This is a genomic window from Janthinobacterium sp. GW823-FHT03B06 (assembly GCF_058796955.1).
In genome coordinates, this window is the sequence record NZ_JBXAJE010000002.1 from 213,532 (window position 1) to 237,730 (window position 24,199).

The following is a 24,199-nucleotide window of genomic DNA, read 5'->3' on the forward strand; positions in this document are numbered from 1 at the left end:
GAGGACGGCTATAATAAAAGGCTAAGCTGATTGCTTGACCGGCGTCATTGCGCCATGCCAGGCAATCCATACGCGACACTATCACCCCACTCTTGCCCTGGTCCGCTCCGTGAATCCACTTCTTGCTAAACTGCAACCATATCCATTCGAAAAGCTGCGCCAGCTGTTTGCCGGCGTGACGGTCAATCCCGAGTATGCGCCCATCAGCCTGGGCATGGGCGAACCCAAGCACCCGACGCCAGCCTTCATCGAGCAGGCGCTGGTCGACAATATCCACGGCCTGGCCAGCTATCCGACCACCATCGGTTCGGAAGCCTTGCGCAGCGCGATTGCCGGCTGGCTGGAACGCCGCTACGGCATCCCCAAGCTCAATCCTGCCACGCAAATCCTGCCCGTGAACGGTTCGCGCGAAGCGCTGTTTGCGCTGGCGCAAACGGTGATCGATCCGGCAGCCGGTTCGCTCGTGATCAGCCCGAATCCGTTTTACCAGATCTATGAAGGCGCGGCCTACCTGGCCGGCGCCGAACCGTATTTCGTCAATTCCGACCCGGCGCGCAATTTCGGCTGCGATTACGACGGCGTGCCCGCCTCGGTATGGGAAAAGGTCAAGCTGCTGTTCCTGTGTTCGCCGGGCAATCCGACGGGCGCCGTGCTCACCCTGACGGACTGGGAACACCTGTTCGCCCTGTCCGAGCGCTACGACTTCGTCATCGCCGCCGACGAATGCTATTCCGAGATCTACCACGGCGACACGCCTCCGCTGGGCGCGCTGCAGGCGGCGCACATGCTGGGCCTGTCCACCATCGAGCGCCCGTATGCGCGCCTGGTGGTGTTTTCCAGCCTGTCGAAGCGCTCGAACGTGCCGGGCATGCGTTCGGGCTTCGTTGCCGGCGACGCGGAAGTACTGAAAAAATTCCTGCTCTACCGAACCTACCACGGCGGCGCCATGAGCCCCGCCGTGCAGGCGGCCTCCGTCGCGGCCTGGAACGACGAAACCCATGTCGAGGAAAATCGCGCCAAGTACCGCGCCAAGTTCGACGCCATCACGCCGCTGCTGCAATCGGTGATGGACGTGCAATTGCCGGACGCCGGCTTCTACCTGTGGGCCGACGTCAGCCGCACGGGACTGTCCGACACCGAATTCGCGCAACGCCTGTACGCCGAATATAATGTCACGGTATTGCCTGGCAGCTACCTGGCGCGTGACGCGCACGGCATCAATCCGGGCCGCAACCGCATCCGCATGGCCCTGGTGGCCGAAACGGCCGAAGGGCTGGAAGCGGCGTTGCGCATAGTAAAATTCTGCCAGCAGCTTTCCGCATCCGCATCAACCAACTAAATGAACAAGACATCATCATGAGCCAACAACTGCAAACCATCATCGACCAGGCCTGGGAAAACCGCGCCGAGATCAATCCGCGCAACGGCACGGCCGAACTGCGCGACGCCGTCTCCCACGTCATCAATGGCCTGGACAACGGCAGCATCCGCGTGGCGGAAAAAACCTCGGGCGACTGGGTCGTCAACCAGTGGGTCAAGAAAGCCGTGCTGCTGTCGTTCCGCCTGGAAGACAACGTCGTCCTGCCATCGGACGGCACGATGCAGTTCTACGACAAGGTGCCGACCAAGTTCGCCAACTACACGGCCGAAGACTTCGCCAAGGGCGGTTTCCGCGTGGTGCCGCCAGCCGTCGCCCGCCGCGGCAGCTTCATCGCCAAGAACGTCGTGCTGATGCCGTCCTACGTCAACATCGGCGCCTACGTCGATGAAGGCGCCATGGTCGACACCTGGGCCACCGTCGGTTCCTGCGCGCAGATCGGCAAGAACGTCCACCTGTCCGGCGGCGTCGGCATCGGCGGCGTGCTGGAACCGATGCAAGCGAACCCGACCATCATCGAAGACAACTGCTTCATCGGCGCCCGTTCGGAAATCGTCGAAGGCGTGATCGTCGAAGAAAATTCCGTCATCTCGATGGGCGTGTACATCGGCCAGTCGACCAAGATCTACGACCGCGCCACGGGCGAAGTGACCTACGGCCGCGTGCCGGCCGGTTCCGTCGTGGTCTCGGGCAACCTGCCTTCAGAAGACGGCAAGTACTCGCTGTACTGCGCCGTGATCGTCAAGCGCGTGGATGCAAAAACCCGCGCCAAGACCGGCATCAACGAACTCCTGCGCGGCATCTGATGACACCTCTGTAAACCTGCTGCGCGTCGCGGGGCGCGACCGGCGATGCTCACCGTACGCATGTACGGTTGCGCTTCTCGGCCACGCCGCGCATCCGCTCGCTACGGTTTGCAGAGGCGTCGAGACGCACGTAAAAAATCATGTCCTGCCATCCGGCGGGACATTTTCATTTCCGACTAGCAACTTCAATCGTCCCGCTGTCCTCTCCCATCCTGTCCTATACTGGATGGCATGAATACTCCTCCCGTATTGATCGTCGGCGCCGGTCCTACCGGCCTCATGCTTGCCTTGCGCCTCGCGCGCCATGGCGTCGATTGCCGCATCATCGATAAAAACAGCGGCCCCGGGCAGGCGTCGCGGGCCATGGCCGTGCATGCGCGCACCCTGGAGTTTTACCAGCAGCTGGGCTTTGCCGACGAACTGGTGCACCTGGGCATCAAGATCAATGCCATGCACATCCACGAAGGCGGCGAAGAGTTGGTGAAACTGGCGCTGGGCGAGATCGGCGAAGGCCTGAGCCCCTATCCTTTCGTGCTGAGCCTGCCCCAGGACGAGCATGAACGCTTTCTGATCAGCAAGCTGGCGGCGGCCGGCGTGCACGTGGAATGGAATGTCACGCTGGACTTGTGGACGCAGGACGATAGCGAAGTGCAAGCCATCCTGCTCAACAATGGCGAACGACAATATTGTACGTTTGACTATATCTGCGGCTGCGACGGCGCCCGCAGCAAGGTCCGCGAGATCGCCGGCTTTGACTTTTCCGGCGGCACCTACGACCACTTGTACTACGTGGCGGACGCGCAAGTAGCCGGCAAGAATACGGATTTGCACGCCCACCTGGGCGCGAACTCTTTCGCGCTGATGTTGCCCGTGCGCACCAGCGGCATGCAGCGCCTGATCGGCATCCTGCCCGACCGTCCCGACGGCGCGCCCGCGCCCGTCTTCGACGACGTGCGCGGCGACGTGGAAACCCTGCTGGGCATCCACGTCGAACACGTGAACTGGTTTTCCACCTATAAAGTCCATCACCGCGTGGCGGGCCAGTTCCGCGCGCGGCGCTGCTTCATTTTGGGCGACGCGGCCCACCTGCACAGCCCCGTGGGCGGCCAGGGCATGAATACGGGCCTGGGCGATGCCGTCAACCTGGCCTGGAAGCTGGCGCAAAAGCTGCATGGCCAAAGCAATGATGCCCTGCTCGACACCTATGAAAGCGAGCGCATCGTGTTTGCCCGCAAGCTCGTCGCCACCACCGACCGCGCCTTTCAGGCCATCGTCGCGCAGGGCATCGCCGGGCAATTCCTGCGGCGCTGGCTGGTGCCGCACGCGCTGCCCTTCCTGTCCGGCTTTGCGCGGGCGCGCCGCTTGCTGTTCAAGACCGTGTCGCAAATCGAGATCAGCTATGAAGACAGCGCCCTCTCCGCCGGCCATGCGGAATACCTGCGCGGCGGCGACCGCCTGCCCTGGTTCTCGGACGGCACGCAAGACAATTTTATCGCCCTGCGCAGCATGGATTGGCAATTGCACATCTATGGCGAGCCGGCGCCCGAACTGCTCGACGAGGCGCGCGTGCTGAAACTGCCCGTGCATTGCTATACCTATAACGTGGCCGCCAAGCTGGCCGGCCTGGGCCGCGACGCGGCCTACCTCGTGCGCCCCGACGGCCACATCGCGCTGGCCCTGCACCTGCAGGAAAGCGGCGCCCTGCGCGCCCTGGCCTTGCGGCTGGGCCTGCATTTCGGTCCCGTCGAACCGGGCAAGGCGGCGCCCCGGCCGGTGTAAGAGACAACGCCGCAGGTTTGTGCTGCATCAAGGCAGATAGAGTTAATCTCCTTGCTTTGTTTGCTTTGTTTGCTTTGTTTGACTTGCTATCCTATGCTGAGACTTGCCTTTCAAGGATACGGCCATGTCGAACACACATCGCAACCACTCAACAAATGACCAGCCCGCCTGCGAAGCCGAAGATGCTGAATCGGCATCCCCGCTGGCTGAGCAGCTGGCCGCCACACTGGCTGCCAGCGCCACAGGCTTGCGCTTCAACATTGCGCAAGACACCTTCCAGGAAGCCTATGCATCGCTGCTGGATGCCGTGCCGCGCGACGACCGGCCCGCGCTGCTGGCGCAAATGCGGCACGATCTCGATATCGTGGCAGAGCGGGAGCTGAGCATGGCTTCCGGCAACGATACGCAGACAGGCCACGTCAGCACCCGGCAATTCATGCGCGGCCTGGAAGAACAGGAACGGCATCAGCGTGAAAAAGACCTGGCCTCGCACAGCTTGCTGTCCGGCCCCGAATTGCGCGCCCGGCTGGCAGTCACGCCGCAGGCACTCAGTGCGGCACTGAAAGCCAGACGCCTGTTCGCCTTGCGCGGCGCCTCCGGCGAATATGTTTATCCGGCATTTTTCGCCGATCCCCGCCACGACCGGCACACCCTGGAAAAAATCAGCAAAATTCTCGGTGACTTGCCCGGCGCCGCCAAATGGGACTTTTTTACCGCCCCGCGCCTGTCGCTGGGCGGTAAGTCGCCGCTGCAAGCCTTGGCAAAAGGAAAACTCGACGCCGTGATGGCGGCCGCCCGCGCCTACGCCGACGAATAGCGGCGCCCCCGTGGCAACCTTGCGCCTGCCCCGCTTGCCGCAACTGCCCGCATCGCTGCAAACGGTGCGCTGCGATCCTGCCACCTTGTACCGGGTTTCCGGCCATGCCACGGGTGAACCGTACTTCGGCAGGGCGAATACCTACCGCTTCGACGATCCCCACCCGCAAGCGGCGGCCCGTTTCGGCACCTGCTACCTGGGCACCTCGCTGGCCGTGGCGCTGGCTGAAACCCTGCTGCACGACCGCAAGCCCATCCGCAACCACTTCATCATCGGCCTGGCCGTGATACAGGCGCGCTTTGTCATACTGCTCACGGGAGAAGCACTCGTCCTGGCCGACTTGACGGGTGCCGCCCTCCGGAAGCTGGGCGGCCACGCGGGACTCGGCGGCACAGCGTCGTATCAAACGACCAAAGCCTGGTCGGCCGCCATCCATGCGCATCCGGATGAGGTCGATGGCATGCTCTACATGTCGCGCCACAAGAATGATGAAACGGCAGTGGTACTGTTCCACCGCGCCACGCCCAAGCTGGCGATGGCGTCCGCCACGCCGCTATCCGCGCACCGCGACTTCGGCCAGGTGGCCACGCAACTGGGCATTCGCAGCGCCTGGCCCTGAACCTGCCCGTAACATGCAACCGTGTTGCACTGCCGCATCGGCTGCGCATCGACTGTATAATGGCGGCTACCATCGCATTTTGACCTGGCGCAAGCGCCGCGATCAAGCGAACCGCATTCATTCCCCTTAGCCCTACCCATGACGACCATTACACTCTACGGTATCCCCAACTGCGATACCGTCAAAAAGGCCCGCACCTGGCTGGCCGCGCAGCAACTCGATTTCACCTTCCACGACTTCAAGAAGCAGGGCCTGGAACGCGCCACCGTCGAGGCGTGGCTGGCGCAATTGCCATGGGATGTGCTGGTCAACAAGAAAGGCACGACCTGGCGCGCCCTGTCCGACGAGCGCAAGGCGTCCACCGTCGATGCGGCCAGTGCCCTGGACCTGATGCTGGAAAACCCGTCCATCATCAAGCGCCCCGTGCTGGACAAGGATGGCCAGTTCAGCGTGGCGTTTTCGGATGCGCAGTACCAGACCCTTTTCTCGCTGTAACCATACTTAGTTGACCACCGGAACGATGTTGCCGGCACGACCTTACCCATGACCACCTCCAAAACCCTCGCCCTGACCGAAAAACTGATCGCCCTGTCCTCGGTCACGCCCGACGACAAGGGCTGCCAGCAGCACCTGATCGACCTCCTCACCCCGCTGGGCTTCGTCTGCGAGACGATCCAGTCGAACGACGTCACCAATCTGTGGGCACGCCGCGGCACGACGTCCCCCGTGTTCGTCTTTGCCGGCCACACGGACGTGGTGCCGACCGGCCCCGTCGAGCAATGGCGCTCGGAACCGTTCATTCCCACGCACCGCGACGGCAAGCTGTACGGCCGTGGCGCGGCCGACATGAAGACGTCGATCGCCGCCATGGTGGTGGCTTGTGAGGAATTCATTGCCGCCACGCCGGAGCATACTGGCTCGATCGCCTTTCTGATCACCAGCGACGAGGAAGGCCCGGCCACGGACGGCACCGTCATCGTCTGCGAGCAACTGAAGGCGCGCGGCGAGCAGATCGACTATTGCCTCGTGGGCGAGCCGACCTCGAGCGCGCAGCTGGGCGACATGATCAAGAACGGCCGCCGTGGTTCGCTGTCGGGCCGCTTGACCATCAAGGGCGTGCAAGGCCATATCGCCTACCCGCACCTGGCGAAAAACCCGATCCACGAAGCGGCGCAGGCGCTGGCCGACCTGGTCGAGGAAAAATGGGACGCGGGCAACGAGTATTACCTGCCGACCTCGTGGCAAATGTCGAATATCAACGCAGGCACGGGCGCCAACAATGTGATCCCGGGCGACATGGTGATCGACTTTAACTTCCGCTTTTCCACGGCCAGCACGGCCGAGGGCTTGCAGGAACGGGTCCACGCCATCCTCGACAAGCATGACTTGCAGTACGATTTGCAGTGGACCCTGAGCGGCCTGCCCTTCCTCACGCCGCGCGGCACCTTGAGCGATGCGCTGTCGTCGGCCATCCTCGAAGAAACGGGCCTCACGACGGAGCTGTCGACCACGGGCGGCACCTCGGATGGCCGGTTTATCGCGCAAATCTGCCCCCAAGTGATAGAATTCGGGCCGCCCAATGCCAGTATTCACAAGATCGACGAGCACATCGAACTGCGCCACATCGATCCCCTGAAGAATATTTACCGGCGCACGCTGGAGCATTTGCTGCCCGTCTGAACCAGAATACCGAGGCCCGTCACGGCGGGCCAGAACACCGTCTTTTCGAGAATGCCATGACCCCGAACCCGTTTTCCACGCCACGCGACCTGCTGCGCTACGCCGTTACCCGTTTTAATACCGCCAAGCTGTTTTTCGGCCACGGCAGCGCCGAAGCGTTCGACGAAGCGGCTTATCTGATCCTGCACACCTTGAAGTTGCCGCTCGACAAGCTCGAACCGTTTCTCGACGCCAAGCTGCTGCCGTCGGAAGTGGCCAGCGTGATGACGGTCATCGACCGCCGCAGCATCGACCGCGTGCCAGCCGCCTACATCACCAAGGAAGGCTGGCTGGGCACGTATAACTTCTACGTCGACGAGCGCGTGATCGTGCCCCGCTCCTTCATCGCCGAGCTGATCCCTGAATACTTCTCGCCGTGGGTGGCGGAACCGGAAGCCGTGGAAAACATCCTGGAACTGTGCACCGGTTCGGGCTGCCTGTCCATCATGATGGCCGACGCCTTTCCGAACGCCCAGGTCGACGCCGTGGACATTTCCGCCGACGCGCTGGCCGTGGCCAAGCGCAACGTCGACACGTACAAATTGCAAGACCGCGTGAACCTGATCGAATCAGACCTGTACACGAACGTGCCGGCCAAGAAATACGATTTGATCATCAGCAACCCGCCGTACGTGAATTCCGCGTCGATGGGCGCCCTGCCCCAGGAATACCTGGCCGAACCGCAAATCGCCCTCGACGGCGGCAGCGACGGCATGGACCTGGTGCGCAAGATCATCGCCGGCGCAGCCGAGCGCCTGACGGACGACGGCATCCTGATGATTGAAATCGGCAACGAACGCGCCTACGCGGAAGCGGCCTTCGGCGAGCTGGGCCTGACTTGGCTGACGACGAGCGCCGGCGACGACATGGTATTCCTGCTGACGGCCGAGCAGCTCAAGCTGGTTTGATCGACTTGGTAGGTCGGATTAGCGTAGCGTAATCCGACATGCCTGTGCGGCACCCGTCGGATTACGCCCTTCGGGCTAATCCGACCTACACGATGTTTTTACGGCGAGGGGTAAAGCCCAGCCTTTACAAAGAAAAAAATGATACGTTTCCTACAAGTAAGCCTGATGCGCGGCATCAAACCGTTGCTCGAACAAGTCGATGTCACCCTCAATCCGGGCGACAAGATCGGCCTGATCGGCGCCAATGGCGCGGGCAAATCGAGCCTGTTCGCCATGATGCGCGGCGAATTGCACCCTGACCAGGGCGAGATCGATTTCCCGGCCAAATGGCGCGTGGCTTACGTGGCGCAGGAAACGCCGCCGCTGGACCGTGCCGCGCTCGATTACGCCATCGACGGCGACGTGACCTTGCGCAAGCTGGAAGCGGAACTGGCGCGCCTGGAATCGGAACCGGCCACGTCGGAAAACGGCATCGCCATCGGCGAGATCTACAGCGCCATGGCCGATGCCGATGCATATACCGTGCAGTCGCGCGGCGAGCAATTGCTGCTGGGCCTGGGCTTTACCCTGGACCAGATGCAGCAGCCTGTCGCCAGTTTCTCCGGCGGCTGGCGCATGCGTCTGAACCTAGCGCAAGCGCTGATGTGCCCGTCCGACCTGCTGCTGCTCGATGAGCCGACCAACCACTTGGACCTGGACGCCATCATCTGGCTGGAAGACTGGCTCAAGCGCTACGCCGGCACCTTGCTGATCATTTCCCATGACCGCGACTTCCTCGATGAAGTGGTCAACGTCGTCGTGCATATCGACGAGCGCAAGCTGAAACGCTATTCGGGCAACTATTCGAGCTTCGAGCGCCAACGCGCAGCGCAGATGATCCTGGCCGCCGGCGCGCTGGAAAAGCAGCAGCGCAAGCGTGCCCATCTGGAATCGTTCGTGAACCGCTTCAAGGCGCAAGCCTCGAAAGCCCGCCAGGCGCAAAGCCGCATGAAGGCGCTGGCGAAGATGGAAGAACTGGCGCCGCTGCGCGCCGCCGCCGAATTCTCGTTCGAATTCCGCGAGCCTTTGAGCGCCCCGAACCCGCTGCTGGTGATGGAAGACGTCGATGCGGGCTACAAGATCGAAAACGAAGCGACGGGCGAGATCACGCACAAGACCATCGTCAACGGCATCAAGTTTTCGCTGCAGATCGGCCAGCGTATCGGCCTCCTGGGCCAGAACGGCGCCGGCAAATCGACGCTGATCAAGACCATCGCCGGCGAACTGATGCCATTGACGGGAGACGCCACCATGGGCAAGGGCCTCAACATCGGCTACTTCGCCCAGCACCAGGTGGAAATGCTGCGCCACGACGAATCGCCGCTGTGGCATCTGGCGAAGATCGCCCCGACCGTGCGCGAGCAGGAACTGCGCAACTTCCTGGGCGGCTTCAACTTCCCCGGCAACATGGTCACCGCGTCGATCGCGCCGTTCTCGGGCGGCGAAAAAGCCCGCCTGGCGCTGGCCCTGATCGTCTGGCAGCGGCCGAACCTGCTGCTGCTCGATGAACCGACCAACCACCTGGATCTGGAAACGCGCGAAGCGCTGACGGAAGCGTTGGCCCAGTTCGAAGGCACGCTGGTCGTCGTGTCCCATGATCGCCATTTGCTGCGCGCCACCACGGACGAATTCATCATCGTCGCCGACGGCAAGCTGCAGCCGTTCGACGGCGACCTGGACGACTACAAGGATTGGCTGTTCAAGACCAAGCTGGGCAAGGGTACCGATGTGCTGCCGGCCGCCGGCAAGGCCAACAAGACCGACTTCCCGGTAACGTCGTCCGTCCCTGCGCCGGCCGCCGCCCCTGCCGCGCCCGTGCGCGACAAGCGCCAGGAAGCGGAAGACCGCCAGAAGGCGGCCGCCCTGCGCAAGCCGATCGAAAACAAGATCAAGCGCCAGGAAGAGCAGATTGCCAAGCGCAACGCGCAAAAGGCGGAAACGGAAGAAAAGCTGGGCGAGCCGACCATCTACGACGCGGCCAACAAGGCCAAGCTGAAACAGTTGCTGGCCGACCAGACCTTCTTCACCAAGGACCTGGCGCAGCTGGAAGCGGAATGGCTGGACTTGCAGGATCAGCTGGAAAAACTCGGTTAATCAAGCAGCGACAAAAGACGACCTTCAGGTCGTCTTTTTTTTTAGGCCACCTGCATGGGACCGGGGCTGCGGATTGCCATCAGGCGGTCGATGTCGACGAGGATCAAGCGGCGTCCCGCCACCGTGGCCAGGCCCATCAGGTAATCGGCCTCCGCCTCGCCAAGGCCAGGCACGGCGGCGATGTCGGCGGGCGCCAGGCTGACGATATCGGTGACGCCGTCGACCACCATGCCCATCACGCCATTACTCAGCTGCAGGATGATCACGTCGGTGGCCGGGTCTGGCGCGCCGTGGGCGCTGCCGAACGCGGCACGCATATCCACTATGGGGATGATCACGCCGCGCGAGACGGCCACGCTGTGCAGCACTTCCCCTTCCGAAGAAAAACGGTCGAGCTCCTTGAGGGCACGCAATTCCCGCACGCAGCGGTAATCGAGGCCGTATTCCAGGCCGCCCAGCCGAAAGCTCAAGTACTGCGTCAGGGATTGCGCGGTGCCGCGTTCCGCCGTCGCTGCGGCGCCAGGCGTGGTCGTGGGCTGCATGGTGTTCCTTTCATCCGGTAAGCGCTGCCAGGATGCGCAGTGGCGCAACGTTGGCCCATGCTAACCAGCATCCCCGCCTCCAGCGTTGAGAAACATCAACTTTCCCGGAAGACATCATCGACTGGCCGCCCGCCCTTGCGCCGGCGCAGCCATCTTCCCTTACAATACCCACATCACTCCCTACAGGCAGGCCATGCAACACCTCGTCAACCCCGCTGAAGTTGAATTTTCCGCCATCCGCGCCCAGGGCCCGGGCGGGCAGAACGTCAACAAGGTGTCCAGCGCCATCCATCTGCGCTTCCCCATCGCCGCCTCGTCGCTGCCGGAAGCGTACAAGGAACGGCTGCTGGCCCTGCGCGACAGCCGCATCAGCAAGGATGGCGTACTGGTGCTCAAGGCGCAGCAGTCGCGCAGCCAGGAGCAGAACAAGGAAGAAGCCTTGCGCCGGCTGCAGGAAATCATCGACAGCGTCACGTTCCTGCCCGCCGTGCGGCGCGCCACCAAGCCCACGCGCAGCTCGCAGCGGCGCCGCCTCGACAGCAAGAGCACGCACAGCGTCCTCAAGCAGTCGCGCGGCAAGGTCACGGATTAAACGCTAGGGCGGTGGCGCATACGTCCACTCCAGGCTGCCCGTGCTGTCCGCGAACACGGCTTGCGTGGCCGGCGTGGCGCTGCGCAGCAAGGCCTTGATCTCTTTCGGCGGCCGGTCGTAGACCTTGGCCGGCCCGGGCGGCACGACCAGGGCGCGCACCGTCGTTTCTCCATCGACCAGGCCCAGGCTGCAGCGCGACTGGCCAGCCGTCGCCTGCCGCTCCTGGCGCAGCTGCGCCACCAAGGACAGCATTTGCGCCTGCAGAATTTCCGACTGCTTGACTTCCACGCGCAGCCGCGCCACTTCCTTCAGGACGGGAGCGATGCGCGCGGCCAGCTTGTCGTATTGCAGCTGTTGCGCCGGCTGCAGCTGCAATTCGCCGCGCCGCAGCTGGCCCGCCAGGGTCAGGTAGTTGCGCACTTCCGGCAACTGCGCGATGGCATCAATTTCCTGCTGGCGCTTGTGCTGCACCTGCTGGTACTGCGCGGCCTTGGCCAGACTCTCGGCGATCTGTTGCTCCAGGGCGCTCAAATCGGGCACGAGGGGAAATAGCAGCATTTCCACCTGCTTGCGCGGGCCAGCGCTGCCGATGCGGATGGTGCGCGCCGCCACGGCGCAGCCTTCGGCCAGTTCGATGACGACCTCGTCGGCGATGATCTCGCAATTGCTGGCGCTGTCGATCACCACGCGCGTGCCGGCGATGACACAGCTTTCGGCGCGCTTCACATGCACTTCGCCGCTGAGTGCCTGCAGCACGGAACCGGAAGCGACGCCCTCGACGCGCACGTCGCCGTGTTCATTGAACGCCGTGCCGCCCACCAGGTTGCGCTGCAACAAGATCAGTCCGCCATGCGAGTGCAAATGGCCATACACGTCGCCATGGATGGTGATGTCGCTGCCGTCGAGCTGACGCTGCTCCTGCACGTCGCCATATTCCTCGTAGGCGGCGCGCAGCTTCAGATTGCCCGTGGTGCGGCTGCTGACGCCTTCGCGGCTGACGATCTTGTTCTCGATGGAGATCTTGCCGCCCTCATCGACATTCACGTAACCAGCCTGGGTTGCCACGACGAAATCGCCATCGCTGAAATGTTCGACCGCCGTGCCCGGCCCCGCCACTGTGGCCAGGTCCAGCGCCAGCGGCGCGGGCGGCGGCAGGGCCTTGCCGGCCAGGTCATAGCCGGGCAAGCCGGGCGCACCTGGCAGCAGACGCAGCAGGCGCGCGTGTTTTTTGACTTGCGGAAAGCGGTTCTTGAAGCTGAGCAAATCGAGGCGGCCATCGGAGCGTTCGCGCGGCGCATCGTCGCGGTGGATGCCTTGCGACACCTCCACCAGTTGGGCGTCGCGCCCCGGCTGCGGCGGCAGCACCCGCGCCACCGTGATGCGCTCGGCCTTGCCGCTGGCGAGAACGGCGCGCACGGCCACACTATCGATGCCGTAGTGCACACCCTTGCACCACAGGTCAGCCACCAGCTCGTCAAACTCGCGGCGCACAGGCACCTGGCCATCGGCGTCAGGAAGCAATGCTTCAAAGTAAAACTCGGCGCTGTCGCCGTGGATCTTGACCTGTTTATACAGGGCGCGGCGCTGGGGTGAAAATGGCGACACGCGCACGGCGATGCGCAGCAAGGCGTCACCCTTGGGCGCGGCGCGGGGCGTGGGGGCATGGAACAGGGTCAGCAGGAACAAACCGTAATCGAGGCCAGCCAGCAACTGCCCCGACTGGAACAGCTGGTCGACGGCGGCGCGCAGCTGCGCCGGCGCCAGCGACAGGTCCAGGAACACGCCCCCGTCGCGCTGGACCAGGCCGTACGGCAGGCCGCCTGCGAGGGCCGCATCAGGAACGGGTGTGTCGTCGTCGCTCACCACTTGCCTCCCCCTGCAACACATTCAGAGAATTGTCTCAGTGCGCTACAACAATATCACGGGGCGTGGCGGTATGCCGGATTAGCATAATCCTGGCGCAACAAACAGGGGAATGAAAAATGGAGATGGATGTTTCAGGTAAAGTCACGACATCTGGCAAGACCGTAGCGAGCGGAAGTGAATTGTGGCCGAGAAGCGGAACTGTACTTTAGTACAGTGAGCATCGCAGGCCACAAGTCGCGACGCGCAGTAGGTATTGCCGGATGTCATCAACGACGCGGCGGATTCGAGTAAATATCCTGGCCCACTTCGTTGATCTGGCGGCGCAGGTCGCGGCGCTCGTCGGGCGTCATGCGGCCCGTGCGGCGTGAGGCGTCCGCGCCCTCGTTGGCGCGGCGCTGCTCTTCGGCGCGGGTGTCGAAACTGCGTGCGTCACGCTGTTCGCGCAGTCGCGTATCATTGCTATTGCTGCGCTGTACCTGTTCATACCGCTGGGCCTGCATTTGCTGCTGGTCGTCACGGCGTGGCGGCGGCTGGTTTTGCGCCAGCGCCAAGCTGGCGGCAAACACGGAACAAACGGCAAATGCGGACAGCACAGTCGTACGTGCGGCAATAGCTGCGCTGGGAGCGGCGTGAATTTTTTTAGTAAAGATATTCATTGAGTTCCTCTTCCGCGATGCCGTATAAACTAAAGCTGATTTCCACTGTGGCCCCAGTGTATGATGCTTTACACGGTGCAGTAAGAGTAATTGGGTAAAGTTTGTAACACTTTGTAATGGGTCGCCACAGCCCCTTGCCGACGCCGCGCGAGGCGTTACTATAGCAACTAATATAAGATAACACGACACCCTAAATGACCACAACCTCCACTACCGGCAGCAATACAACAACGCAATCGATCCATGGCCACCAGGCAAAAATCATGGTGGTCGATGACGATGTGCGCCTGCGCGACCTGCTGCGGCGCTACCTGACCGAACAGGGCTTCAATGTCTTCACGGCAGAGAGCGCGACGGCCATGAACAAGCTGTGGCTGCGCGAACGCTACGACCTGCTGGTGCTCGACCTGATGCTGCCGGGCGAAGACGGCCTGTCGATCTGCCGCCGCCTGCGCGGCGCGGGCGACCAGACGCCGATCATCATGCTGACGGCCAAGGGCGAGGACGTGGACCGCATCGTGGGCCTGGAAATGGGCGCCGACGACTACCTGCCGAAACCATTCAATCCGCGCGAACTGGTGGCCCGCATCGGCGCCGTGCTGCGCCGCAAGGGTCCCGATGAAATCCCGGGCGCGCCGTCGGAAACGCCGCAAACCTTCGAGTTCGGCGACTTCGTGCTGGACCTGGGCACGCGCACCTTGAAAAAGAACGGCGAAACGGTGCCGCTGACCACGGGCGAATTTTCCGTATTGAAAGTGTTTGCCCGCCATGCGCGCCAGCCGCTGTCGCGCGAAAAACTGATGGAACTGGCGCGCGGACGCGAATACGAAGTGTTCGACCGCAGCCTGGACGTGCAGATTTCGCGCCTGCGCAAACTGATCGAACCCGATCCGTCGAGCCCGCTCTTCATCCAGACCGTGTGGGGCCTCGGCTACGTCTTCATCCCGGACGGACAGCCGCGCTGATCGCTGGCGAGGCATGATGAAGCTTGTTCCCGATATCAGCCTGGCGCGGCTGAAAAGCGGCCTGTTCTGGCGCACCTTTTTGCTGCTCGGCACCTTGACCACGGTCAGCATGATCACCTGGATCGGCATGATTTCCGTCATCCAGCGCGAGCCGCAGGCGCAGCAGATTTCCGCCCAGATCATTTCCGTCGTCACCATCACGCATGCGGCACTGACGCACTCGGCGCCCGAGTTGCGCCGCGAGCTGCTGTTCGACCTCGTCAGCAACGAAGGCATCCGCATCTTCTCGCTGGAAGAGGACGACCGCATCGAGCCGCCGCCCGACAATTACCTGATGCCCGAGATCGAGGCGCTGGTGAAGGCCAAACTGGGCAAGGACACGCGCTTTTCCGCGCGCGTCAACGGCGTGGCCGGCTTCTGGGTCAGCTTCAAGATCGACGACGACGAATACTGGCTGATGCTGGACCGCGAGCGCCTGCGCGGCCTCACGGGCTTCCAGTGGCTGGGCTGGGCCAGCCTGGTATCGCTGCTGTCGCTGTTGGGCGCGGCCATCATTTCCAGCCTGATCAATCTGCCGCTGTCGCGTCTGACGGCGGCCGCGCGCGACATCGCCAAGGGCAAGCAGCCGGCGCCGCTGCCGGAAAAAGGGCCGATCGAAATCATCGAGGCGAACCGCAGCTTCAACCAGATGGTCGATGATCTGAAACAGGTGGAATCGGACCGCGCCGTGATTCTGGCCGGCATTTCGCACGACTTGCGCACGCCGCTGGCGCGCATGCAGCTGGAAGTGGAAATGGCCAACCTGTCGGACGAGGCGCGCGAAGGCATCCAGTCCGATATCGGGCAGATGGACGCCATCATCGGCCAGTTCCTCGACTACGCCAAGCCGACGGAAGCGTCGAGCTTTACCGACGTCGACCTCAGCGGTTTGCTCCACGATATGACGCGCGAAGCGATGCGCCTGTCGGACGTGAAGCTCAACGCCACTATCGCCGATGGCGCGCATGCGATGGGCAACCCCACCGACTTGCGCCGCGTGCTGAACAACCTGATCGAGAATGCGCGCCGCTATGGCAAGACGCCGGGCAGCGACGTGACGGAAATCGACATCGCCTGCCAGGTGCGCACCAGCCACGGCGCGAAAAAGGTCATCATCGAGGTACAGGACCACGGCACGGGCGTGCCGGCGGAAAAGATCGAGCAGCTGATGAAGCCGTTCACCCGCCTCGACACGGCGCGCGGACAAGCCAACGGCGCTGGCCTTGGCCTGGCCATCGTCGACCGCGTGCTGCTGCGCCACGGCGCCGAATTGCAGGTGCGCAACCGCGAAGGCGGCGGCCTGGCGTTTCAGATCAGCTTGCCGGCGGCATAAGCGGCGTAGGTCGGATTAGCGAGGCCTTGCCTCGCGTAATCCGACAACATTGTTGACCTGGGCCGCTGGTGGTGTCGGCTTACGCGCTTTGCGCTAAGCCGACCTACGCCGTCCGATGCAGGTTCCGGCACCAAGGCCGCCCGGCAGCCATCAAGCCGACGCCTGCTCCTGCGCCAACAATTTACTCATCAACAATTCCGTCGCCCCGTAGCCGTACAGGGAATCGCTTTCCATGCCCGGCGTGTCGAAGGGGATAGATTCCTCGCGGTTCAGCTTGGCAGGATCGGCGTCCGCATAGCTGGCGCGCCAGGCGCGCTGCAAGGATTCATTGCGGCGGATAAAGGCCGGCATGGGCCAGGCATCGCGCTCCCAGTGGAGGCTGTCGCCCAGCAGGGGCCAGCGTTCGTTGAGCAGGGCCATGTCGCCCGTGCGCAGGCGGCGCACGGCCTGTTCCGGCCGCAAGCCTTCCAGCTCTTCCAGTGTGGGCAAAGTGTCGCGCTTCGGCCCGAACATATACGCCAGCATGATGCGCCCGGCAGGCGCCCTGCGCGCCACCACGCCGACGGCATAACCGCCGCCCGGCAGGGGCACGGCAAACCAGCTGCCTTCTCGGTATGGTAATGATTTCATTTCTGCAGACTCCCCCAAAATCGTGTTCGGGGCACAGTCTACGCGAAGCAAAGGTTAAATGGCGCATGGTACACCACAACAACAAACCAATAGTTACAATATTTTCTCGTCATAGTGATACTGGGCAACAATTGGCCCCGCCTTGAACAGCGCTTCCTTCATGGCCGTATCGAGGCGCGCGTCGCGGCGGCGCATCCATTCGAGCAGCATGGCCGCTTCCTTGCGGCTCGTGTCGCCCGCATGCGCCAGCACGCGGCGCAGTTCCGGGTCCGTGCACGCCTCGAAGCGCTGGCTGTTCAAGTCCAGCGCCTGCAGCGCGGCGATGGTGGCGCCGATGGCGCGGTGCATGTCGAGCGCGGTGGCCGGCAAGCCGGATTCTTCCAGTGGGACGGTGGTCATGCGCATTCCTTTTCGCGTGGTGGTGACATCGGCTGCATTCTCCACCGCGCCGACGAAAAGCTCAAGCGTCCACAACACGATTTCACCCGTTCGGCCATAATCATGCCTCAGCAACAGCCTACACCTCGGCAGCGGGAGCCCCATGTTCAATTTCGATTTTTACAATCCGACGCAAATCCTCTTCGGCCAGGGCCAGATCGCCGCCATCGCCGGCCTGATCCCGCCGCAGGCCCGAGTGCTCATGACGTATGGCGGCGGCAGCATCAAGCAGAACGGCGTCTACGATGAAGTCAAGGCGGCACTGGCCGGCCACACGGTACTGGAATTTGCCGGCATCGAACCCAATCCCAGCTATGAAACCCTGATGCAGGCCGTGGCCATGGTGAAAAGCGAGCGCATCGATTTCCTGCTGGCCGTCGGCGGCGGCTCCGTGGTCGATGGCACCAAGTTCATCGCCGCCGCCGCCCTGCATGAAGGCGAGGCATGGGACATCCTGGCCAAAGGCGGCAAGATCGTCGAGGCCGCCCTGCCCTTCGGCACGGTGCTCACCTTGCCGGCCACGGGTTCCGAAATGAATGGCTCGGCCGTGATCACGCGCAAGGCCACGCAGGAAAAGCGCTCGTTCATGAGCCGCAAGGTGTATCCGAAATTCTCCGTGCTGGACCCGTCGAAAACGTTCACCTTGCCGCTGCGCCAGGTGGGCAACGGTGTCGTCGACGCGTTTGCGCATGTGATGGAACAGTACCTGACCTACCCCGTGAACGCGTCCGTGCAAGACCGCTTCGCGGAAGGGATTTTATTGACCCTGATCGAGGAAGGCCCGAAAGCCCTGTCGCACCCGGACGACTACGACGTACGCGCCAACGTGATGTGGAGCGCCACCCTGGCCTTGAACGGCCTGATCGGCGTAGGCGTGCCGCAGGACTGGTCCACGCACGCCATCGGCCACGAATTGACGGCCCTGTACGAGCTCGACCATGCGCAGACCCTGGCCATCATCCTGCCCAGCATGCTGCGCGTGCGCAAGCAGGCCAAGCGCGCCAAGCTGCTGCAATACGCGGCCCGCGTGTGGGGCCTCGATGGCGGCGACGAGGACGGCCGCATCGAGGCGGCCATCGCGCGCACGGAATTCTTCTTCCGCCACATGGGCGTCAAGACGCGCCTGGCCGACTACGGTCTGAACCACGCGAGCGTGGACGCCGTCGTGTCCGCCCTGGAAGCGCACGGCATGACGACGCTGGGCGAACAGCGCGAAGTGACGCCCGCCGTCAGCCGCAAGGTGCTCGAACTCAGTTTGTAGATTCGCGTCACAGTGTTGTAAAACGGTCAGCCGGGTGGGACAGCTGGCCGTGCTTCATGCTAAGCTGTCATTTCGCTAGGGGTCCTGGAGCAGTCATCCGGGTGAGAGATACCCTTCGTACCTGATCTGGATAATGCCAGCGAAGGAAAGCGCAAAGTACCTCCCTCCTTTGATAGCTCCTGCGTTGGCGCCAGCCGAACAAGCAGCCTGCCGTGCTCTTTCCCGAGACGGCTTGAACCACGAGCACTCTATGTCCACACCGAATTTATCCGTTTCTGTATTGACCCTGGCCATCCTGCACGCGTTTGCCGCGCCTGCCCTGGCCGCAAATGACGCCGTCGAAGCCGCCGAGCCGCAGGCCCAGAATATGGCCGAAGTCGTCGTCACGGCCAGCAAGGCGCCGGCCGCCAAGCGCGCCTCCGTGGGCGGTTTCAGCGACGCGCCGCTGCTGCAGACGCCCGCGTCCGTCACCGTCATTTCGCAGAAAGACATGCAGGACTTGCAAATTCGCAACCTCAGCGATGCCGTCAAGCTCGACGCCAGCATCAACGATGCCTACAACGCCGTCGGCTATGCGGAACAGTTCACGATCCGCGGTTTCAAGCTCGACAACAATTCCAGCTACCGCAAGGATGGCGTGGCCATTCCTGGCGACACGCAAATTCCGCTGGAAAACAAGGAACGCATCGAAGTGCTGAAAGGCCTGGCCGGCTTGCAGGCGGGCGTGGCCGCGCCGGGCGGCGTGATCGACTTCATCGTCAAGCGCCCCACCGCCGCGCCGCTGCGCACGGTCACCGTGGAAGCGCGTGAGCGGGGCACCCTGTACGGCGCCATCGACCTGGGCGGCCGCCTGGAAGACACGCGCTTCGGCTACCGCGTCAACGTGGCGGCCGAGCGTCTGCGCTCCTACATCAAGGGCGCGGACGGCAACCGCAAGTTCATTTCCGGCGCCTTCGACTGGCAAATCTCGCCGCAAGCGCTGCTGCAGCTCGACGCCGACTACCAGGACAAGGCGCAGGCGACGGCGCCCGGCTTCCAGCTGCTGAATAACACGACCTTGCCGACCGGCATCAGCGCCGACGCCATGCTCAACCTGCAGCCGTGGACGCGCCCCGTGGAAACCGTCACCAGCAATATCGGCCTGCGCTTCCAGTACGCGTTCAATGACGACTGGCGCGCCACCCTGTCGGCCAACCAGCACTCGTTCAAGCGCGACGACTACACGGCCTTCCCGTATGGCTGCAGCGGACAGGACCTGTACCCCGGCTTCTGCGGCAATGGCGATTACGACGTGTACGACTACCGCAGCCTGGGCGAGACGAAAAAACCGCTGAGCGCGCAAGCCATGATCCAGGGCAAGTTCGCCACCGGCTCCCTGCGCCATGAACTCACGGCCGGCGTCTCGACCTTCCGCCGCAAGGACCGTGCCGGCCTGTATGTGTACGACTGGGTCGGCGTGAGCAACATCTACCAGCCGCAGATCGTCGGCACGTCGCCCGGCGTCACGGGTCCCGTGCGCCTGGTGCGCAAGGATACGGAAAACTCCGTCTTCGTGCAGGATATCGTCAGCCTGGCGCCGAACTGGAAACTGCATGGCGGCTTGCGCCATATCAATGTCGATGGCTACCAGTACGTGCTGAAGGCCGACACGGAAATCCGCGCCAAGCACGATTTCCTGCTGCCGAATGTATCGCTCGTCTACACCCCGCTCGACAATGTGTCCGTGTATGCGGCCTATTCGCAGGGCATGGAACATGGCGGCACGGCCGACCGCAAGGCGATGAATGCCAATGAAGAACTGTCACCGAGCCGCTCGAAGCAGATCGAACTCGGCGCCAAGATGGATGTGACGCCGGACTTCATGCTGGCGGCCAGCCTGTTCCAGATCCGCAAAGGCCTGGAATTCCAGAACACGGCCGGCTACTTCGTGCGCGAAGGCCAGGCCCAGCACCGCGGCCTGGAATTGTCGGCCCAGGGCAAGGCAAGCGCCAACCTGAGCCTGGGCGCTTCCGTGACGGCCCTGAACAGCCAGCAGTCAGGCACGGGCAATGCCGACCTCGACGGCAAGCGTGTACCCAACGTGCCCGCCTTCAAGGCGGCCGTGCATGCGGACTACGCCGTGCAACAGGTGGCGGGCTTGAGCGTGAACGGCAGCTGGGAATATGCGGGCAAAAAAGCGTTTGAGTACAACAACACGACCTTCGTGCCGTCGTACCACGTGTTCAACCTGGGCGCCGCTTACGCCACGCGCATCGCCGGCACGCGCGCCGTGCTGCGCGCCGCCGTCAACAACGTGGCCGACAAGTTCTACTGGCGCGACGTGACGCCGGAATCGGACGGCTATCTGTACCCGGGCGCCAGCCGCACCTTCAAGGTGTCGGCGCAGTTCGATTTTTAATTTCTGTAAAGATTGATCCAGGGCGCAAGAGACCTGGCACGGGCACGACGGCGAGGATGGCGAGGAAGCTGGAAATATTTCCTAATAGGAATTGATTTTATTGCTACAATAAATATCATTATTTGCAACTACCCACCCTTGCCGATGCCTACATTGCCACGCGCCTTGCCCTTACTCGTCGCCGTCCTGTTCCCGACTTTGGCGGCCAGCGCTGCCTGGTCGGCAGAGCGACTCATCCCCATCGAACACTTCACCAAGCGCGATGCCGTCAGTAAGCTGCGGCTTTCGCCAGATGGCAAGCATTTGGCCGTGACGGTGCAAGTTCCCCAGGGTGAACGCATGGTTCCCACCATCGGGATCTACAGCCTGCCCGAGATGCAACTGGTCGGCACGCTGCGCCTGCGTATCTTTGAAGTGCCGATGAGCTACTTCTGGCTGAACAACCGGCGCCTCGTCATGCGCAAGGGCGAGGAACAAGGCTCCCTCGAAAAGCCCATGTCGACGGGAGAAATCCTCGCCTTTGACCTCGACGGCAACAAGCAGGAATATTTGTATGGCTATGAAATGTTTCGCTCATCAAGCCGCGGACAGTATCAGGATGATTATGGCTACGCCTATATCAATACCATTCCCCGGCCGCGCACGGGCCATGTCTTTCTGTCCGCCCAGGACTGGGATCGCGACCGCTCGATGCTGTATGACGTGGACAGCAAACAGGGCGTGCGCAAGCTGATCGCCAATATTGCTGCGCCGCGGCTGAGTTACATCTTGCAGAATAATCAGGTGCCACGTTTTGCCTATGGCTGGAACGACGAGCTCACTCCCATCTTGTATCGCTATGACGATGCCAGCAGCGAATGGCGTCTGCATACGATGCAGAAAGGCAGGAATTTCATTCCATTCCAGTTCACGCCGGACGACAGCGCGTTTTTCGCCTTTCAGAACAACGATAACGGCCCGTATTCGCTGATACGTCAAGAACTTGCCAGCGGCAAACAAACTGTCCTGGCGCAGGATGCCGTCGGCGACGTCAGAACTGCCATGCTGGCGCCCGACGACACGCCATTTGCCGTCGTCATCGACATCGGCAGGCCACGCACCGTGTACGTCGATCCTGCCAGCGATAGCGCCAGACTGCACCAGCAATTGAGCGCCTCGTTTCCGGACGATCATGTCCAGTTCATCAATTTCACGGACGATGGCGCCACCTTGCTGTTTGCCGTTTCCAACGACCGCGATCCGGGCAGCTATTACCTGTATCACAAAGCCAGCAACAAGGCCGACCTGCTGTATGCGACCATGGCCGACATCGATCCGGAACAGATGGCCCCGCGCCGGCCGATTGCCTTCAAGGCACGTGACGGACTGGACCTGCATGGCTACCTGACCATGCCGAAGCATGCTCCCGGCGTCAAGCTGCCTCTGGTGGTGATGCCCCATGGCGGCCCGCACGGCATCGCCGACACCTGGTATTTCGATAGCGACGCCCAATTCCTTGCCAGCCGCGGCTATGCGGTGCTGCAGGTAAACTACCGTGGCTCCGATGGTCGCGGCGAGCGGTTCCGGCGCGCCGGCTATCGCCAATGGGGTACGCTGATCCAGGATGACATCCTCGACGGCCTCGCGGCCGTACTGGCGCAGGGTGAAGTCGATGCCAGCCGCGTCTGTTCGTATGGCGCCAGCTTCGGCGCGTATGCGGCCATGATGCTGCCTGTCCGTGCGCCTGGCGCCTTCAAATGCGCGATTGGCTATGCCGGCGCGTATGAACTGAAGCTGCTGCAGGACGCCCCCATGACGCGCCGCCTCAAGTATGTGCGGCGCGAGTTCCAGGACTATCTGGGCGAGGATACACGCGAACTCGATGCCATTTCACCGAGCCAGCAAGCGCAGCGGATCAAGGTGCCGGTGTTGCTCATCCATGGCGACAAGGATGAGACCACGCCGCCCGTGCAGGCCGAGCTGATGCGCAAGGCGCTGATTGCCGCCAATAACGCGCCCGAATGGATGATGGTGGAAGACGAGGGGCATGGCTTTTACAAGACGCGCAACGCCACCGCGATGTATCGGAAACTGGAAGCATTCCTGCACCAGCATATTGGCAGGCCTTAACGCTGCAGGACTGCCGCAGCCCTCGCCATCCAGCCGTCAACCTGCTTCAAGCGCTGCGCGAGTGGACCGTTGACCAGCAGGTAGGCGATGCCGCGCGCGTCCAGCTCGTCGAGCAGATAGCGGTAGATCAGCTGGCGCACGGCTTCCGATTCGCGCTGCAAACCGTCTGGCGTCCAGGGGCTGTCGGGAGCAGTCACGATGGTCGCGTGGTATTGATGGCCGGCGGCCAGCGCCGCCAGCGGCGCATCGGCGCCATTGAAATAATGGCGGCTGTAGACCGCCGTCATCAAGGGCGTCGTGTCGCAGAACAGGAAGTGACGGGCTTGCGCAGCGGCCGCGTCTTCGCGTTCAACTTGCGTACGCGCAATCCCATACTGGTCTTCCGCCACAGGCACCCTGCCCTGCGTGGCGACGAATTCACGTAAATACTCAGGCACCCAGACGGTGCCGTAGCGCTCGGCCAGGGCCGCCGCCAGGGTCGACTTGCCCGACGATTCCGCGCCCAGGATGGCCACGCGCACGCAGCGGCCCATCACTTGAGGACCATTGCATCGGGCGCGGCTGGCGCCGCTTTTTTCCACGCCAGCAAGCCGATCGTGGCCATGACGACAAACACGGCATACAGGATGGCCGTCAGGGTCAGGTCCTTGTGCAGGTACAGCCACACGTACAGCACGTCGACGACGATCCAGACGATCCAGTTTTCCAGCTTCTTGCGCGACAGCAGGAATTGCCCCACCAGGCTGCCTGCCGTGAGGAAACCATCCGCGTGAGGCACGTCCGTGTCGGTCGAAGTCAGCAGCCAGGCCAGCAGCACAAAGCCCGCCAGCCACGCCAGGGCGCTGCCCAGCCAGCCGCGCATGCCCAGCCGCGTGACGGGCAAGGTCTTGCCGCCGCTGGCCGGATGCAGCCACTGGTACCAGCCCCAGAACGAGACGCTGATGAACAGCAGTTGCAAGGCCATGTCGCCATACAGGCGCGATTCGAAAAACACGAAACCGTAGGCGGCCGAGGAAATGATGGCGAACAGCCACGCCCAGTGATTCTGGCGGATGTTCAGCGCAACGGTTGTCAGTGCCAGGACAAAGGAAATCAGTTCAAGCGGCGTGGTGGCAAAACCCAGCAGGAGAAGCGTATCGTTCATGGGAATCGTGATGAGGCTGGTGGTGCAGTATGCAATACCGGCCATGAATAAGCAAGATTGCCCTTGC

The 24,199-nt window shown here is 62.8% G+C and carries 22 protein-coding genes and 1 riboswitch; of the genes, 15 read left to right on the top strand and 7 right to left on the bottom strand.

Going from position 1 to position 24,199, the window contains the following annotated elements; all coding sequences use genetic code 11:
* Positions 1-109 precede the first annotated feature (109 nt).
* The 9 genes from dapC (at position 110) to AC1RBA_RS06905 (ending at position 10,159) form a co-directional block, all read left to right on the top strand.
* Positions 110-1,339 (top strand): succinyldiaminopimelate transaminase, encoded by a 1,230-nt coding sequence (gene dapC / locus AC1RBA_RS06865; protein WP_492417348.1) that lies wholly within the window; start codon positions 110-112, stop codon positions 1,337-1,339.
* Positions 1,340-1,356: 17 nt separating this feature from the next.
* Positions 1,357-2,184 (top strand): 2,3,4,5-tetrahydropyridine-2,6-dicarboxylate N-succinyltransferase, encoded by an 828-nt coding sequence (dapD, locus tag AC1RBA_RS06870; protein ID WP_070223998.1) that lies wholly within the window; start codon positions 1,357-1,359, stop codon positions 2,182-2,184.
* Between the two features lie 231 nt (positions 2,185-2,415).
* A complete protein-coding gene (locus AC1RBA_RS06875) occupies positions 2,416-3,963 on the top strand; it encodes an FAD-dependent oxidoreductase (RefSeq protein WP_492417350.1) in 1,548 nt (515 codons plus the stop codon).
* 124 nt (positions 3,964-4,087) lie between these two features.
* Complete coding sequence (locus AC1RBA_RS06880; protein WP_492417352.1) at positions 4,088-4,780, top strand: hypothetical protein; 693 nt, start codon at positions 4,088-4,090, stop codon at positions 4,778-4,780.
* A gap of 10 nt (positions 4,781-4,790) precedes the next feature.
* A complete protein-coding gene (locus tag AC1RBA_RS06885; protein ID WP_492417354.1) occupies positions 4,791-5,399 on the top strand; it encodes an RES family NAD+ phosphorylase in 609 nt (202 codons plus the stop codon).
* Between the two features lie 138 nt (positions 5,400-5,537).
* Entirely contained in the window at positions 5,538-5,894 is a 357-nt protein-coding gene (locus tag AC1RBA_RS06890) for an ArsC family reductase (protein WP_492417355.1), read from the top strand.
* 48 nt (positions 5,895-5,942) lie between these two features.
* Positions 5,943-7,079, top strand: coding sequence for a succinyl-diaminopimelate desuccinylase (dapE, locus tag AC1RBA_RS06895; RefSeq protein ID WP_492417357.1), 1,137 nt, complete (start codon positions 5,943-5,945; stop codon positions 7,077-7,079).
* 56 nt (positions 7,080-7,135) lie between these two features.
* Positions 7,136-8,026, top strand: coding sequence for a 50S ribosomal protein L3 N(5)-glutamine methyltransferase (gene prmB, locus AC1RBA_RS06900; RefSeq protein WP_070224006.1), 891 nt, complete (start codon positions 7,136-7,138; stop codon positions 8,024-8,026).
* A 138-nt stretch (positions 8,027-8,164) separates the two neighbouring features.
* Positions 8,165-10,159, top strand: a complete 1,995-nt coding sequence (locus tag AC1RBA_RS06905; RefSeq protein ID WP_070224008.1) for an ATP-binding cassette domain-containing protein — start codon at positions 8,165-8,167, stop codon at positions 10,157-10,159.
* A gap of 41 nt (positions 10,160-10,200) precedes the next feature.
* Here AC1RBA_RS06905 and AC1RBA_RS06910 read toward each other — a convergent pair whose 3' ends face one another.
* On the bottom strand, positions 10,201-10,701 hold the full coding sequence (locus AC1RBA_RS06910) for a chemotaxis protein CheW (RefSeq protein WP_492417359.1): 501 nt from the start codon (positions 10,699-10,701) through the stop codon (positions 10,201-10,203).
* Positions 10,702-10,894: 193 nt separating this feature from the next.
* Between AC1RBA_RS06910 and arfB the strand changes: the two genes are divergently transcribed.
* On the top strand, positions 10,895-11,293 hold the full coding sequence (gene arfB, locus AC1RBA_RS06915) for an alternative ribosome rescue aminoacyl-tRNA hydrolase ArfB (RefSeq protein ID WP_034749850.1): 399 nt from the start codon (positions 10,895-10,897) through the stop codon (positions 11,291-11,293).
* A gap of 3 nt (positions 11,294-11,296) precedes the next feature.
* On the opposite strand, the gene AC1RBA_RS06920 is transcribed toward arfB, so the two are convergent.
* On the bottom strand, positions 11,297-13,156 hold the full coding sequence (locus AC1RBA_RS06920; RefSeq protein ID WP_492417360.1) for a flagellar assembly protein A: 1,860 nt from the start codon (positions 13,154-13,156) through the stop codon (positions 11,297-11,299).
* A 269-nt stretch (positions 13,157-13,425) separates the two neighbouring features.
* Positions 13,426-13,815 (bottom strand): hypothetical protein, encoded by a 390-nt coding sequence (locus tag AC1RBA_RS06925; protein ID WP_070224012.1) that lies wholly within the window; start codon positions 13,813-13,815, stop codon positions 13,426-13,428.
* A gap of 263 nt (positions 13,816-14,078) precedes the next feature.
* Between AC1RBA_RS06925 and ompR the strand changes: the two genes are divergently transcribed.
* Together ompR and AC1RBA_RS06935 are read left to right on the top strand one after the other, a co-directional pair.
* On the top strand, positions 14,079-14,780 hold the full coding sequence (gene ompR / locus AC1RBA_RS06930; protein ID WP_223278807.1) for an osmolarity response regulator transcription factor OmpR: 702 nt from the start codon (positions 14,079-14,081) through the stop codon (positions 14,778-14,780).
* A gap of 13 nt (positions 14,781-14,793) precedes the next feature.
* Positions 14,794-16,152, top strand: a complete 1,359-nt coding sequence (locus AC1RBA_RS06935) for a sensor histidine kinase (protein ID WP_099410924.1) — start codon at positions 14,794-14,796, stop codon at positions 16,150-16,152.
* Positions 16,153-16,302: 150 nt separating this feature from the next.
* On the opposite strand, the gene AC1RBA_RS06940 is transcribed toward AC1RBA_RS06935, so the two are convergent.
* Positions 16,303-16,782 (bottom strand): Imm26 family immunity protein, encoded by a 480-nt coding sequence (locus AC1RBA_RS06940; RefSeq protein WP_230505205.1) that lies wholly within the window; start codon positions 16,780-16,782, stop codon positions 16,303-16,305.
* A 93-nt stretch (positions 16,783-16,875) separates the two neighbouring features.
* Positions 16,876-17,181, bottom strand: a complete 306-nt coding sequence (locus AC1RBA_RS06945; RefSeq protein ID WP_034750230.1) for a ferritin family protein — start codon at positions 17,179-17,181, stop codon at positions 16,876-16,878.
* A gap of 142 nt (positions 17,182-17,323) precedes the next feature.
* Between AC1RBA_RS06945 and AC1RBA_RS06950 the strand changes: the two genes are divergently transcribed.
* The 3 genes from AC1RBA_RS06950 to AC1RBA_RS06960 all read left to right on the top strand — a co-directional run bounded on the left by AC1RBA_RS06950 (position 17,324) and on the right by AC1RBA_RS06960 (position 22,988).
* Positions 17,324-18,481: an iron-containing alcohol dehydrogenase gene (locus AC1RBA_RS06950; RefSeq protein WP_230505203.1), complete on the top strand. Its 1,158-nt coding sequence runs from the start codon at positions 17,324-17,326 to the stop codon at positions 18,479-18,481.
* Positions 18,482-18,548: 67 nt separating this feature from the next.
* Positions 18,549-18,646: riboswitch (TPP riboswitch) on the top strand.
* Positions 18,647-18,731: 85 nt separating this feature from the next.
* Complete coding sequence (locus tag AC1RBA_RS06955) at positions 18,732-20,879, top strand: TonB-dependent siderophore receptor (protein ID WP_492417362.1); 2,148 nt, start codon at positions 18,732-18,734, stop codon at positions 20,877-20,879.
* Between the two features lie 12 nt (positions 20,880-20,891).
* On the top strand, positions 20,892-22,988 hold the full coding sequence (locus AC1RBA_RS06960) for an alpha/beta hydrolase family protein (protein WP_492417364.1): 2,097 nt from the start codon (positions 20,892-20,894) through the stop codon (positions 22,986-22,988).
* Here the strand turns inward: AC1RBA_RS06960 and AC1RBA_RS06965 are convergent.
* Together AC1RBA_RS06965 and pnuC are read right to left on the bottom strand one after the other, a co-directional pair.
* Positions 22,985-23,521, bottom strand: coding sequence for an AAA family ATPase (locus tag AC1RBA_RS06965; RefSeq protein ID WP_492418127.1), 537 nt, complete (start codon positions 23,519-23,521; stop codon positions 22,985-22,987). The genes AC1RBA_RS06960 and AC1RBA_RS06965 overlap by 4 nt on opposite strands.
* Positions 23,521-24,132, bottom strand: coding sequence for a nicotinamide riboside transporter PnuC (gene pnuC, locus AC1RBA_RS06970; protein ID WP_070224181.1), 612 nt, complete (start codon positions 24,130-24,132; stop codon positions 23,521-23,523). The genes AC1RBA_RS06965 and pnuC overlap by 1 nt, the downstream gene beginning before the upstream one ends.
* Positions 24,133-24,199 lie beyond the last annotated feature (67 nt).